This is a genomic window from Streptomyces sp. NPDC006335 (assembly GCF_040612795.1).
Classification (GTDB): Bacteria; Actinomycetota; Actinomycetes; order Streptomycetales; family Streptomycetaceae; genus Streptomyces.
Genome location: NZ_JBEXQX010000017.1, coordinates 111,544 through 124,779, shown reverse-complemented (window position 1 = coordinate 124,779; position 13,236 = coordinate 111,544). Strand labels below are relative to the sequence as shown.

Here is a 13,236-nt window from a genome sequence, read left to right as displayed (position 1 = left end):
CGACGGGGCTGACAGGTCCGAGAGGTCCGGGGGATCCGCGGTGGGTCACGGAACCCTTCACGGCCCCCTCAGCCAGGCCCGGGTGCCGAACGAGGCACACGCCCGTGAGGCCACCTCGGCCGCGGCACGCAGGGCCTCCACGAAGCCGTACGGGGTCACCTGCCTCTGCGCGGCGAGGCGATGGGTGAGCGCCCCGTGGAGAACGTCACCCGCGCCCAGCGTGTCCGCGACCCGGACGGCCGGCACGTCCACGGTGCCCCCGCCTTCGGGGCCCGCCCACTCGATGGGCCGGCCTCCGCGACTCACCGCCGACCACGCCACCCCGTGTTCGGTGAGGAACCGCAGGACGTCCGCCGGGGTTTGCGTGCCGGGCGGCCGGAAGGCGTCCGAGCAGACGGCCACGTCGATCAGCGCCAGCAGTTCCGCCGTGCCGGCCTTCCAACTGCCCCCGTCCAGAAGGGTTCGCCGGCCGGCGGCCCGCGCGAGGCGGGCGGTCGCCGTCGCCAGCTCCATGTGATGGCCGTCGAACTCGACGACGTCGCAGGCGGCCACCAGGGCGTGGAGGTCGTCGGGTGGCGTGAGCCGGTGTCCGGTCGCGTTCGTCGACGCGACGGCACGGTCGCCGGTCGACTCGGTGACGAGAACGGACGACACGGCGGGCGGCTCGACGGAATCGGCCGCCAAGTCCGAGACGCGCACGCCCAGTTCGCGCAGTTCGGCCGAGACGGCGAGTCCCAGCGGATGGGAGCCGATGCCGGTCAGCAGTCTGGCCGCGCCGCCCAGGTGGCCGAAGGTCACGGCCGCGTTCGTCGCCGGACCGCCCGCCGCCACCACCTGCTGACGAGCCGTCACCTTCTCGTCCGAACCCGGCACATGGTCCACCAGTTGGATGACGTCGAGCGTGCACAGGCCGACGAACAGCCCCTCAGGACGTCGGCTGTTCGTCGGCTCCATGCTCTGTCACCTCTTCCTGCTCGCGGCCCCGCCGTCCTCAGCCCGCCGCCCTCTGCACGAGCTCGCCGATCCGCGCCTCGTCCGCCGCGGTCAGCTGCGTGAGCGCGAAGGCCGTGGGCCACATCGTGCCCTCGTCGAGGTTCGCCTTGTCGTTGAAACCGAAGGTCGCGTACCGCGCGTTGAACTTCTGGGCGCTCTGGAAGAAGCAGACGACCTTGCCGTCCTTGGCGTAGGCGGGCATCCCGTACCACAGCTTCGGCGCCAGGTCCGGGGCACTGGCCTTGACGACGGCGTGGATCCGCTCGGCCATGACCCGGTCGGAGTCCTGCATCTCGGCGATCTTCGCGACCACGGCGGCCTCGTCCTCCGCCGCCTTGTCGGCACGCGAACCGCGGCGCGCCGACGCCTTGACCTCCTGGGCGCGCTCCTTCATCGCGGCGCGCTCCTCGTCGGTGAACGTCTCGGTCCTCTTGGTCGTCTTCCGCGTGCTCGTCATGACGTTTCCTCCTGGTCTAAGGACGGTCAGGGACATCTTCGCTTCGAACCGGCGTCGCGCCGCTCACCCCCACGCCCCGGCGATCTGCCGGGTCGTGGCGTTGAGCCGGTTGAACAGGTTCGTCAAGCCGATCATCAGGACGAGCGCGGCGAGCTGCTTCTCGTCGAAGTAGGTGGCGGCCGTGTCCCAGACCTCGTCGCTCACCGCGTCGGGACGGTCGGCGAGGCGCGTAGCCGCCTCGGCCAGCGCGAGCGCAGCCCGCTCCTCCTCGGTGAAGTAGGGGGCCTCCCGCCACGCGGCGACCGTGGCCAGCCGTTCGTCGCTCACCCCTGCCTTACGGGCCGTCTTGGTGCCGCCGTCGACACACGCGCTGCATCCGTTGATCTGACTGACCCGCAGATGCACCAGCTCCAGCGTCTGCCCGTCGACCCCACCGGAGTGCACGGACTTGAAGAGCTGCTGGATGGGCTGCATCGCATCGGACAGTACGACGGCGGGGTTCTGCATACGGGACTGCATCATGAATCGCTCCTCTGCCGGGCTGCGCCCCCGCGGTGGCGGGGTGTGGTTCCATCTCAGCCGAGAGGGCTTGTCAGGACGACGGTCGTGGGACACCGTGGGACAGCCGAAACGGCCTTGAACAGGCACGATCCGACCCGGAAGAGGTCAGCCGGGGCGGGACAGGGGGGCGGGGAACAGTGGTCGAGCACGACAGGACCGGGGGCGGAGACCCGCGCGAGGAGCTGGCGGCTCGGCTACGGCTGCTCCAGGAACTGTCCAAGCGGGGCGTACGGGCCCTCGCCCGGGACGCCGGCCTCAGCTCGTCGTCCCTGTCCCGGTACCTCAGCGGGCAGACGGTCCCGCCCTGGCCCGCGGTGATCGCCCTGTGCCGCCTCGTCCAGCGCGACCCCCGCCCGCTGCGCCCCCTGTGGGAGCGGGCCTCCACCCCCCTGCCGGCACCGCCGAAGACCAGCCGTCAGGTCCCGCCGCCGTCGCCGCCCGCCGGGGCCCCGCGTCCGCCCCGCAACGACCTCCCGCGCGACGTCCCCGACTTCACCGGCCGCGAGGCCGAGCTGGAGGCCGTGCTCGACGGGGTGGTCGGCAGCCGGGTGATCGCCGTGGACGGCATGGCCGGGGTCGGCAAGACCTGTCTGGCCGTGCACGCGGCGCACCGGCTCGCCGCCCACTACCCGGACGCCCAGCTCTACCTGGACCTGCACGGATTCACCGAGGGCCGACGACCGCTCGACCCCGACCGCGCCCTGCGGACGCTGCTCGCCGCCCTCGACGTGCCCTCCGAGAAGGTTCCGCAGGACGGTGGTGTCGAGGAGCTGGCCGCCTGCTGGCGGTCCGAACTGGCCCACCGCCGGGCCGTCGTGGTCCTCGACAACGCCGCCGAAGCCGAGCAGGTCCGCCCCCTGCTGCCGGGCGCCGGCCCCTCCGTCGCCCTCATCACCAGCCGCAACCGGCTGCTCGGTCTGGACGAGGTCCCGCCGGTGTCGCTGGACGTGCTGACCGAACAGGAGAGCGCCGAGCTCCTGGCCCGGGCCAGCGGCGAGACCGACGACCGCGAAGGACGCCTGGCCCGCGACCCCGGGTCCACGGCCGAGGTGCTGCGCCTGTGCGGCCGGCTGCCACTGGCCCTGCGGCTCGCCGCGGCCCGGCTGCGGCACCGGCCGGGCTGGACGGTGGGCATCCTCGTCGAGCGGATGGCGGAGGGGGCGAGCGAGTTCGACACCGCGTTCGCCATGTCCGTACGGCAGTTGGACCGGGCCAAGGCCCGGCTGTTCCGTCTGCTGGGCCTGCTGCCGGGGTCGTCGTTCGACGAGCACGTGGTGGCAGCGCTGGCGGACGTGCCACTGCGCAGCGCCCGCGCGATGCTGGAGGACCTGCTGGACGCGCACCTGGTCCAGCAGCCGGCGGCAGGCCGCTACCGCCTCCACGACCTGGTCCACCAGCACGCCCGCCGCGCCACCCAGGAACAGGACTCCCCGGCGGAACGCGACCGGGCTCTGACCCGGGTGCTCGACTACTACGTGCACGCGGCAGCCGCCGCCGACGCGGCGATGCCGTTCCTGTCCCTGAGCCGCGAGGCCTCCGTCGACCGCCCGCCGACCGAACTGCCGCGCTTCACCGACAAGATCGCGGCCCTCATCTGGTTCGGCACCGAGTACCTGAACCTCCTGGCGGCCTTCGAGGCGGCGGAGGACACCGGGGCCGACCGCCACATGTGCGAACTGCCGCGGTTCATGCGCGCGTACTTCGCCCGCCGCTGCGGCACCACGATGCTCAACGGCCTCTTCGAACGGTCCCTGGCCGCCGCGCAGCGCCTCGACGACCCGCTCCAACTGGCCGAGGCACACAGCGACTTGGGGTTCGCCCGGTACAACGCGGGCCGCATGGCGGAGGCGGGTGCCGCGTACGAGGCGGCGACACGGCTGGTGCTCCGGGTGGGGGACGTCCGTGCGGAGGCCGAACTCACCATGCGTCGCGGTTACTTGAGCTGGGACGAGGGATACGTCGAGGAGCCGCTCGGCCTGTTCCGGCTGGCGGGGAAGCTGTACGCGGACGCCGACTGCCCCATGGGCACGGCCCACGCGACCGCGTACGAGGCCTGGGCGCTGCTGCAACTGGGGCACCGCGAGGAAGCGGCACAGCTGGCCCGTACGGCGCTGGAGATCCCGCACGGCGACGGATCGTGGCCGCCCACCCTGACGGCCTTGATCACGCTGGGCGTCGCCATCGCCCACGAGGACCCCGACGAGGCCGTGGCGCACCTGCACCGGGCGCTCGCTCTGGCCCGCGAGGACGGCCACAAGCACAACGAGGCCTGGTGCCTGAACTGCCTCGGCGTCGCACTGCGCCAGATGGGCCGCCACGAGGAGGCACTGACGAGCCACGAGCAGGCGTTCGCGCTGCTGGAGGAGCTGTTCGAGGAGCACTGGAAGATCCACTTCCTCAGTGCCTACGGCGAGACCTGCCGCCTGGCGGGCCGCCCCGACCAGGCCCTGCGCCTCCATCGCCAGGCCCTGGAGCTGGCCCCCAAGCTCGGCCACCGCCACGCGGAGGCCCTCGCCCACGAGGGCATCGCGGCCGTCCTGGACGAGACGGACCCGACGGCGGCCGCCGAACACCGGGCAGCGGGCCGAGCGGCCCTGCCGGAGCGCGAGGTGGGGGCCTGAGGCGGGGGCCTGTCCTTCGGATCAGGTCGGCCTGCAGGCACGGCCCCCTCCCGGGGAGTCGGCGACCGAAGGACAGGCCCTAGTCCTCCGGCTCCCAGGCGCGGAGCAGGTCGAGCAGCTCCGGATCCCCGTCGAGTTCCAGGGAGTTCGCCGGAATGCGGTCGTACAGGTAGAGGACCAGATCACTGGCCGTGCCGCGCACGGAGATGCCTGCCGCGTCCGGGTCCTCGCCGGTGGCGGGCAGCCGGGTGGTCCGTGCACCGTCGCCGTCGGCCGTGAGGCGCCAGGATCGGCCCTCGGTGGCGTGGAAGTCGAAGGCGGTGGGCTTGTGCGGCCAGGCGCTCGTCGTGAAGCAGGTGATGAACAGGGTCTCCTCGACACCGTCGAGCGCCAACTCGACAGGCAGTGGGGCCGGTTCGCCCACGGCGAGCTGGGCGTCGTAGGTGTGCACCGCGATCTCCTGGACCTGGTGCCGGGCGACGCCACCGGCGGTGTGCGGCGTCTGCGTGTTGCCCCAGCCGGTGAAGCAGCCCTGGTCGGGACCGGCCTCCCGCAGGGCCGCCAGCAACAGCTCGGTCGAGGCGGCCAGCCAGGCCGACACGGCCTCGCGCTCCTGCGGCGCGACCGCGTCACCCTGGGCCGGGGTCCTGGACGTGGCGTCCGGACCTGCGGCGACGGTGGCGGCCCAGCGGCGCCGGCCCTCGCCGATGTGCTGCACCAGGTCGGACAGCGTCCACCCGGGGCAGGTCGGCACAGGCAGGTCGAGGCTGGGCGCGGCGGCGATCGCGGCGCGGAAGGCGGTTGCACGTTCGTCGATCAGCCGCAGCAGATCGGGAAAGTCAAGAGTCTTGTGCACGGCGGTAGTTCTATCACCTTGATCCATTTGCCCGACAGCGGTTTTCCGCTGTTCGCCGTTCCCTCTCCCGGCTTGCAAAAGCGGAACGTCGTTCCGTATCGTGGCGGAACACTGTTCCGTTTCGCCGTGGAGGAAACACTCATGCAGTACCGCACCTTGGGCCGCACCGGTGTGCAGGTCAGCTCTCTCGCGCTCGGCGCGATGAACTTCGGCAGGATCGGACGCACCACTCAGGAAGAGGCCACCGCGATCGTCGACGCCGCTCTCGAAGCCGGTGTCAACGTCATCGACACCGCCGACATGTACGGCGACGGTGAGTCGGAGGAGATGGTCGGCAAGGCCATCGCGGGCCGCCGCGACGACATCGTGCTGGCCACCAAGGCCGGCATGCCCATGGGCGACGAACGCAACCACCAGGGCAGTTCGCGCCGTTGGCTGGTCACCGAACTGGAAGCCAGCCTGCGCCGCCTCGGTGTCGACCACGTCGACCTGTACCAGATCCACCGCTGGGACCCGAACACCGGCGACGAGGAGACGCTGTCGGCCCTCACCGACCTGCAACGCGCCGGAAAGATCCGCTACTTCGGCTCCTCCACCTTCCCCGCCCACCGCATCGTGCAGGCCCAGTGGGCCGCCCGCGAATACCGCCTGGGCCGCTATGTCACCGAACAGCCCAGCTACTCCGCCCTCCAGCGCGGTATCGAGGCCCATGTCCTGCCCGTCACGCAGGAATACGGCCTCGGCGTGCTGGTGTGGAGCCCGTTGGCCTCGGGCTGGCTGTCGGGCGCGATCCGCGAGGGCCGGGACATCACCACCCACCGCTCGGCGTTCCTGCCCGAACGGTTCGACACGACGATCCCCGCCAACCGGCTCAGGCTCGACGCCGTGGAGCGGCTGAGCGGGGTCGCCGACCAAGCGGGTCTCACCCTCATCCAGCTCGCGCTCGGTTTCGTGACCGCCCACCCCGGCGTGACCAGCGCCCTCGTCGGCCCCCGCACGGTCGACCACCTGCACGCCCAACTCGCCGCCGCGGACACCGTCCTGAGCGCCGACGTGCTCGACGCGATCGACGAGATCGTCGCTCCCGGCACCGACCTGGCCCCGCACGAGAAGTTCGACACGCCGCCCGCGCTCCTCGACCCGTCACTGCGCCGCCGCTGACCACCGGGGGAGACCCGTGCAAAAGAGGCTTCAAGAGCATCCGACCCCGCGTGAAAGGCACCCCCAGTCCATGCCGCATCACCCCCCCGCCCGGCTTCGGGATCATGACCGCCCCCCATGCAGGTCGACTACCACGACATCCTGCGGGTCTGGCGTGAGGCGGACACCCTTCCCGTCATCGAGCACGCCTGGCTCTTCGACCACCTCATGCCGATCGGCGGCGACCCCGACGGGCCGGCCCACGAAGGCCGGACACTCCTCGCGGCGCTGGCCGCCCGCACCCGGCGCCTGCGGCTCGGTGTCATGGTGACCAGCAACCGCTTCCCCCGCGCCGGTGAACACCTGCGCCCTGAACAGCCTGCCACCCGCGGTGCCGGCCAAGATCGCCACGACCGTCGACATCGTCTCCGGGAGCCGGCTCGACTTCGGCATCGGTGTCGGCTCCCGCCCCGACCACCCCCTCGCCAGACGCGAGTACGGAGCCCACGGCCTGCCCTTCCACGACTCCACGCACGCGGGGTGGAAAGCCTCGACGAGGCCTGCACGCTGATCAAGCGCCTGTGGACCGAGGACGGCCCTTCGACCACCACGGCACCCACCACCACCTCGTCGGCGCCTTCGGCAACCCCAAACCGGTCCAGCGCCCCCGACCCCCGATCCTCATCGGCGGCCGTTCGTCAGCGACCCTGCGCATCGCCGCCCGGCACGCCGACCTGTGGAACATCCCCTGCGGCGACGGCGGCGACATGGACGACGTCATCCGCCGCAGCGCCCTGCTGGACCGCTACTGCGAGGAGATCGACCGCGACCCCGCCGAGATCACCCGCTCGATCCATCTGCCGGTCTCCTACGACCGTCCCGAAACCACCCGCCGCGCGATCACCGAAGCGACCGACGCGGGCTTCGCCCACCTCGTTCTCGGCCTGCCGGCGCCCTACCCCGAGCACGTCGCCCGATGGGTCGCCGACGAACTCATCGGCCCCTCGATCGGAACGGTCACTTCCAGCCGTACGCGTACGCCGCCACCCATGTGACGTCGAGCTGCGCGCTGCTGCCCGGCGCCGCCCCCGGGCCCTCCAGGGCACTCTCGTTCTGGAGCACCCAGGACAGGGGACGGTCCGGCACGTCACGGGTGTCATGGCCCGTCTGCCGGCCGTCGACGAAGAACCGGACGTGTCCCGGCGTCCACTCGGTGGACACCGTGTGCCACCGCGTCCAGTCGTCGCTGCCGGGGAAATAGCCCTGCTCACCGCCGCCGCAGGGGTGGTGGAAGGAGCTGAGGGAACCGGTCCACTCACCTTCCGGATGGTCCATCTCGCAGCCCCCGCCGTAGTGCAGCCACGCGGACTTGTAGCCGGGAGCCAGTTTCGTGACCTTGATGCGCGCGCTGTACTTGCCGTACTTCATCTGCATCACCGCGCGCGGCACCACAGCCGCCGCGTGCACGGGGCCGCCGTCCGCGGGCCGCCACATCCGGATCGCCATCCGTCCGTCGCCGTTCGGCGCGGGACCGACGCTGACGGTGTCCTCCGGGTGGTAGACACCCACCACGTCGCGCCCCCGGCTGACGGCCGTGTCGGGCCAACCCGTCGGATACGCCCACCAGTTGTCGCGGTACTTCCCCTTCAGGCCTCCGCAGTACGCCGCGGAGGTGTCGACGTCGTGCTCGCAGTCGCTGAACGAACCCAGCGGTACCCGGTCGCCGTTGAAGTCCTCGGCGAGGACCTGCCAGAAGGGCCCGCAGTCACCGCGGGGCAGGTGCGTGGCGGTGGTGCGGCAGGCGTCGGCCGGGGCGGGTGCCCCGTCGGCCCGGGGGAGGCCGAGGAGGCCGCCGCACACGAGCAGGAGGCTCGCGGCGGTCACCAGGACGCGCTTGCGGTGGTGCGGCGCTGCGTGTGAACCCATCCCGAGGCTCCTTCAGGCGGCCGACGCCGTCCGCCCCTGCCGCGCCGGGCACCGGAAGGGCCGTGAACCGCGGCGGAGCGGACCGCACTTCGCGAAGGGAACATCCTCGCCCGGCACACGCCGCGGCGCCATCCCCCGGAAGAGCCGCGATCCGGAGGGCCGGCTTCGCCGCACCCTGCACCCCCGGCGCCATCCTCTGGACGACCTGCGAACTGGAGGGCTGGCTTCGCCGCACCCTGCACCCCCGGCGCCATCCTCTGGACGACCTGCGAACCGGAGGGCTGGCTTCGCCGCACCCCGCACCCCTCGGTGCCACCCCCGGACGACCCGCGAACCGGAGGGCCGGCTTCGCCGCACCCCGCACCCTGCCCGCCGCACCCCGCACCCCGCCCGCCGCGAGCCGCACCCCGCGGCGCCCCTGGGCGAGCCGCGAAACCGGAAGGCCCGCTTCGCGCTTCGCCGCCCGCCTCAGAACTCGCTGTCGATACCGGTCACGACCGCGGGACCCAGCGGGGCGTCCGCCTCCGCCAGTCCGCTGTCACGCAGCGCGCGGGAGACCAGCCGTACCGCTTCGGCCTCGGCCTGCAACCGGTCGGGGGCCTCCACCTCGACCCGGGCGGCGAACCTGCCGTCCTCCTCCCTGGTCAGCACACTCAGTTCCTCGCTCTCCCCGAGGTCCGTGTTCCTCGGGTCCTGAGGCCGCAGCCTTCGTCCGACGTCCGAGCAGACGCTGTCGGGCACTTCGCGCAGGAACGTGCCGGGAACGGTGATGACATAGGTGGTCACAGGGACTCCTTTCTGACGTCCTACCCGGTTCCCCGTGAGGCCGATCGGAACCGAGGGCGAGGACAGGGCTCCGGATGCGGAGGAGATGTGTGGCCCGGGGTGGTTTTCTGGAACCGTCCCGGCATGGTCACGCCGGTCGCGGGTAAACGCGGCCAGAACACCGGAATCTTTGGATGGGCGGACGATGACAACGTCGGTGACGGCTGGCACAGGTACGGCAGAGCGGGAAGTGGAGGACCCCGCACGGGGCGGCATCGAGCTCCACCACGCTCCGCGGGGCGCCGACGGCCACCTGCCCATCCCCCTGGACCTCGCGAGGAACTGACCTGGGAGTGAGGATCGGCCACGAGGATCAGGACTGCCGAGGCGGCCACAAGGGACCGTCTGAGGGCCGGCCCACGGGTGGACGCGCTGTCCACGGCCGTGGGCGACGGGTGAAGAACGGATCGTCGCTCTGACCGCGTTCCCGTCGTTGTCCTGGGCAACGGCCGGCGGCAGGCGACATGTATGGAGTGGGGAGGCCGGGACGAGAGTGATCTCGGGGAGTGAGGCTGCCGAACTGGTGTCGACGGCGGCAGCCGGTGCCGAGACGGCGTGGGAGCACTGGGAGCCGTCGGTTCTCCTCGTGGAGGACGATCCCGGCGACGCGGTGCTCGTGGAGGAACTGGTCGTCGACGGTGCCGTGAAGATGCGGCTGCGATGGGTGCGGTCGATGACCGAGGCCGCCGAGGTGCTGGCCACCGAGACACCCGACTGCGTGCTGCTCGACCTGCACCTGCCGGACGCCCACGGCCTTGAGGCGGTCTCCCTGGTCCAGGGGCTGGCCGAGCAGGTCGCCATCGTGGTCCTCACCGGGCTGGCCGAGGAGCACACCGGCCTCGCCGCGGTCGCGGCCGGCGCACAGGACTACCTGGTCAAGGGCCGGGTGGAGCCCGAGCTGTTCGGGCGGGCGGTGCGCTACGCGATCCAGCGCAAGCAGACCGAGCAGGCCGCGGTGGCCCTCCAGGCGGGCGCCCTCCAGGCACAGGAGAACGCCCGCCTGGAGCGAGGCCTGCTGCCCCGCCCCCTCCTGCGCGCCGAAGGCGTCCAGGTCGTCGCCCGCTACCGGCCCGGACGCGCGCAGACACTGCTGGGCGGCGATTTCTACGACATCGTCCAGAGCGCCGACGGCACCCTCCACGCCCTCATCGGGGACGTCTCCGGGCACGGCCCGGACGAGGCGGCCCTGGGAGTCGCCCTGCGGATCGCCTGGCGCACCCTGGTCCTCAGCGGAATCACCGGCGCTCAGCAGATGGCCCGCCTGGAGGAACTGCTGATGGCCGAACGGGCCCGCGACGAGGTCTTCGCGACCCTCGTGAGCCTGGACGCCGTCCCCGGAGAGCAGCGGGCGCACGTCGTACGAGCCGGTCATCACGGCCTGCTCCAGCGCGTCGGGACGGACGTGGAGTGGGTCGAGGTGCCCGGCGGACCGGCCCTGGGCATGGTCCCCGGCGGCGCGCGCTGGCCGACCGCGGAACTGCCGGTGCCGGCGGGCTCGTCGGTGGTGCTCTTCACCGACGGCCTCTTCGAGGGGCATGTGAGCCGCGGCACCGAACGCCTCGGCGAGGAGGGACTGCTGGCCCTCGCCCGGGACGCGGCCGCCCTGGAGCCGGAGGCCTTCGTGGACCGGCTGATCGAGAAGGCCGAGAGCCTCGCCGAAGCGCAGGGCGGCCTGGCCGACGATGTGGCCGTCGTCCATCTGAACTGGAACTGAGTGAGTGGGAGCACGGTGTCGGACCACATGGTGAGGCGAAGGACGGGCGCGCTGCGGAGGGGGCGCCGACTGACGGTGCAGGGGTGGTTCTACCTCCTGCTGGCCGCCATGACACTGCTGGTGGTGGTCGGCAGCGTGATCGGCGCCAGCCTGCTCGGCCGGACCGCGGACGTGAGCGACCGACTGCTGCGCCGCGTCCAGCCCGCCCAGACCGAGGCGTACCGGCTGCAGGCGGCGCTGGCCAACCAGGAGTCGGGCATCGGCGGTTACGCGATCGCCGCCGACCGGCAGTTCCTGGTCCCCTACACCCAGGGCAAGCGTGACGAGGCGAGCTCGGCCGCCCGACTGCGCGAGTTCATCGGCGACCGGCCCGCACTGCTGGCGGACCTGGAGGCGATCGAGACCCAGGCGGCCCACTGGCGCCGCGGCTACGCCGAACCCCTCGCGGCCTCGGTCACGCCCGGCCGACCGAAGCCGCTGGACCAGCAGAAGGCCGACCAGGGCAAGAAGGAGTTCGACCGGCTGCGCGCCCTGTGGGCCAAGCAGAACACCGACCTGGCGAAGGCGGTGGAGGAAGGCCGTTCCCACCTCGCCCACGAACGCAAGGTGCGCAACTGGGTCCTGGCGGGCATGGTCGTGGTCTTCCTGCTGGCCGGCCTCGCAAGCGCCGTCCTGGTCCGGATCCTGGTCACCCGCCCGCTGGAGGCGCTGGGCACGGCCTCCCGGCGAGTGTCGGGCGGCGACTTCTCGCACGTCATCACCAGCGGCGGCCCGGCCGACCTGACCGCGGTCGCCAACGCCGTCGAGGGGATGCGCTGGCACATCGTGGCCGAACTCGAAGCCTCCCGCGAACAACAGCAGGAACTGACCCGGCAAGCCGCCGACCTGGACGAGCAGGCCGTGGAACTGCGCCGCTCCAACGCCGAACTGGAGCAGTTCGCCTACGTCGCCTCCCACGACCTCCAGGAGCCGCTGCGCAAGATCGCCTCCTTCTGCCAGCTGTTGGAGAAGCGCTACGGCGACAAGCTCGACGACCGCGGCCGGCAGTACATCGACTTCGCCGTCGACGGGGCCCGGCGCATGCAGGTCCTCATCAACGACCTGCTGACCTTCTCCAGGGTCGGGCGGGTCAACGACGCCCGGGTGCCCGTCGGTCTCGACCAGGCACTGGACAAGGCGCTCACCAACCTCGGGACGGCCGTGGAGGAGTCCGACGCCCGTGTCGACCGCCCGGAACACCTGCCCGAGGTCGTCGGGGACCCGACCCTGCTGACCATGCTCTGGCAGAACCTGGTCGGCAACGCCCTCAAGTTCCGTCACCCCGACCGCACCCCGCACGTCTCCATCACGTGCGGGACGGACCCCGACGAACCCGACAGCCTGCTCGTGTCCGTCACGGACAACGGCATCGGCATCCCGGAGCAGTTCACGGAGAAGGTGTTCATCATCTTCCAGCGGCTGCACGGCCGGGACGCCTACGGTGGGACCGGCATCGGTCTGGCACTGTGCAAGAAGATCGTGGAGCAACATGGTGGCAAGATCTGGATCGACACCGCACACACGGACGGCACGCGTTTCTGCTTCACCCTTCCGTCCCTCGCCGAGAGCCCGGAGGCGTCCGGTATCGGCACCGAGGAAAAGGTTCTGACATGACCACCCCCGCCGCCAACCCCATAGACGTGCTCCTGGTCGAGGACGACCCCGGCGACGAGTTGATGACCCGTGAGGCGTTCGAGGACAACAAGATCGGCAACACGCTCCATGTGGTCCGGGACGGCGAGGAGGCGCTGGACTTCCTCTACCGGCGCGGCGACCACACGGAAGCCCCCCAGCCCGACCTCATCCTGCTGGACCTCAACCTCCCCAAGTACGACGGCCGTCAGGTCCTGGAGAGGATCAAGTCCGACCCGGAGCTGGCGCACATCCCCGTGGTCGTCCTCACCACCTCCGCGGCCGAGGAGGACATCCTGCGCAGTTACAAGCTCCACGCCAACGCGTACGTGACCAAGCCGGTCGACCTGGACCAGTTCATCGCCGCGGTCCGCCAGATCGACGACTTCTTCGTCCAGGTCGTCCGACTGCCACGCCACTTCTGAGGTCACCAGGGAGGGCGGGGGAACCGTCCATGTTCCGCCCCACTGGC

General features: G+C 71.6%; 11 protein-coding genes and 1 pseudogene. 6 read left to right on the top strand and 6 right to left on the bottom strand.

Translation table 11 applies throughout. The features are described from left to right. Positions 1 to 57: 57 nt before the first annotated feature. The 3 genes from ABZ098_RS35260 to ABZ098_RS35250 all read right to left on the bottom strand — a co-directional run bounded on the left by ABZ098_RS35260 (position 58) and on the right by ABZ098_RS35250 (position 1,969). On the bottom strand, positions 58 to 954 hold the full coding sequence (locus ABZ098_RS35260; protein ID WP_356597809.1) for a PfkB family carbohydrate kinase: 897 nt from the start codon (positions 952 to 954) through the stop codon (positions 58 to 60). 37 nt (positions 955 to 991) lie between these two features. Then, complete coding sequence (locus ABZ098_RS35255) at positions 992 to 1,450, bottom strand: DUF1801 domain-containing protein (RefSeq protein ID WP_356597808.1); 459 nt, start codon at positions 1,448 to 1,450, stop codon at positions 992 to 994. A 63-nt stretch (positions 1,451 to 1,513) separates the two neighbouring features. Then, positions 1,514 to 1,969, bottom strand: a complete 456-nt coding sequence (locus tag ABZ098_RS35250) for a carboxymuconolactone decarboxylase family protein (RefSeq protein WP_356597864.1) — start codon at positions 1,967 to 1,969, stop codon at positions 1,514 to 1,516. A 179-nt stretch (positions 1,970 to 2,148) separates the two neighbouring features. On the opposite strand from ABZ098_RS35250, the gene ABZ098_RS35245 reads away from it, so the two are divergent. Beyond that, positions 2,149 to 4,632 carry a tetratricopeptide repeat protein gene (locus tag ABZ098_RS35245; RefSeq protein ID WP_356597807.1) on the top strand — a complete coding sequence of 828 codons (2,484 nt, stop codon included), beginning with the start codon at positions 2,149 to 2,151 and terminating at the stop codon, positions 4,630 to 4,632. A gap of 79 nt (positions 4,633 to 4,711) precedes the next feature. On the opposite strand, the gene ABZ098_RS35240 is transcribed toward ABZ098_RS35245, so the two are convergent. Further along, a complete protein-coding gene (locus ABZ098_RS35240; RefSeq protein ID WP_356597806.1) occupies positions 4,712 to 5,488 on the bottom strand; it encodes a maleylpyruvate isomerase family mycothiol-dependent enzyme in 777 nt (258 codons plus the stop codon). 141 nt (positions 5,489 to 5,629) lie between these two features. Here ABZ098_RS35240 and ABZ098_RS35235 point away from each other — a divergent pair, with 141 nt between their 5' ends. Together ABZ098_RS35235 and ABZ098_RS35230 are read left to right on the top strand one after the other, a co-directional pair. Then, positions 5,630 to 6,649 carry an aldo/keto reductase gene (locus tag ABZ098_RS35235; RefSeq protein ID WP_356597805.1) on the top strand — a complete coding sequence of 340 codons (1,020 nt, stop codon included), beginning with the start codon at positions 5,630 to 5,632 and terminating at the stop codon, positions 6,647 to 6,649. Between the two features lie 104 nt (positions 6,650 to 6,753). After that, a pseudogene (locus ABZ098_RS35230) lies at positions 6,754 to 7,683 on the top strand (LLM class flavin-dependent oxidoreductase). Here the strand turns inward: ABZ098_RS35230 and ABZ098_RS35225 are convergent. Next, positions 7,646 to 8,554: a glycoside hydrolase family 16 protein gene (locus ABZ098_RS35225; RefSeq protein WP_356597804.1), complete on the bottom strand. Its 909-nt coding sequence runs from the start codon at positions 8,552 to 8,554 to the stop codon at positions 7,646 to 7,648. The pseudogene ABZ098_RS35230 and the gene ABZ098_RS35225 sit on opposite strands and share 38 nt — an antisense overlap. Before the next feature lie 468 nt (positions 8,555 to 9,022). Further along, on the bottom strand, positions 9,023 to 9,340 hold the full coding sequence (locus ABZ098_RS35220; protein ID WP_356597803.1) for a hypothetical protein: 318 nt from the start codon (positions 9,338 to 9,340) through the stop codon (positions 9,023 to 9,025). A gap of 559 nt (positions 9,341 to 9,899) precedes the next feature. On the opposite strand from ABZ098_RS35220, the gene ABZ098_RS35215 reads away from it, so the two are divergent. Genes ABZ098_RS35215 through ABZ098_RS35205 form a run of 3 tightly spaced genes read left to right on the top strand, consistent with a single transcriptional unit; the run spans position 9,900 to position 13,189 of the window. After that, on the top strand, positions 9,900 to 11,093 hold the full coding sequence (locus ABZ098_RS35215) for a fused response regulator/phosphatase (protein ID WP_356597863.1): 1,194 nt from the start codon (positions 9,900 to 9,902) through the stop codon (positions 11,091 to 11,093). Between the two features lie 27 nt (positions 11,094 to 11,120). Further along, positions 11,121 to 12,746, top strand: coding sequence for an ATP-binding protein (locus ABZ098_RS35210; protein WP_356597802.1), 1,626 nt, complete (start codon positions 11,121 to 11,123; stop codon positions 12,744 to 12,746). Next, positions 12,743 to 13,189, top strand: a complete 447-nt coding sequence (locus ABZ098_RS35205) for a response regulator (protein ID WP_356597801.1) — start codon at positions 12,743 to 12,745, stop codon at positions 13,187 to 13,189. The genes ABZ098_RS35210 and ABZ098_RS35205 overlap by 4 nt, the downstream gene beginning before the upstream one ends. The last annotated feature ends 47 nt before the right edge of the window (positions 13,190 to 13,236 follow it).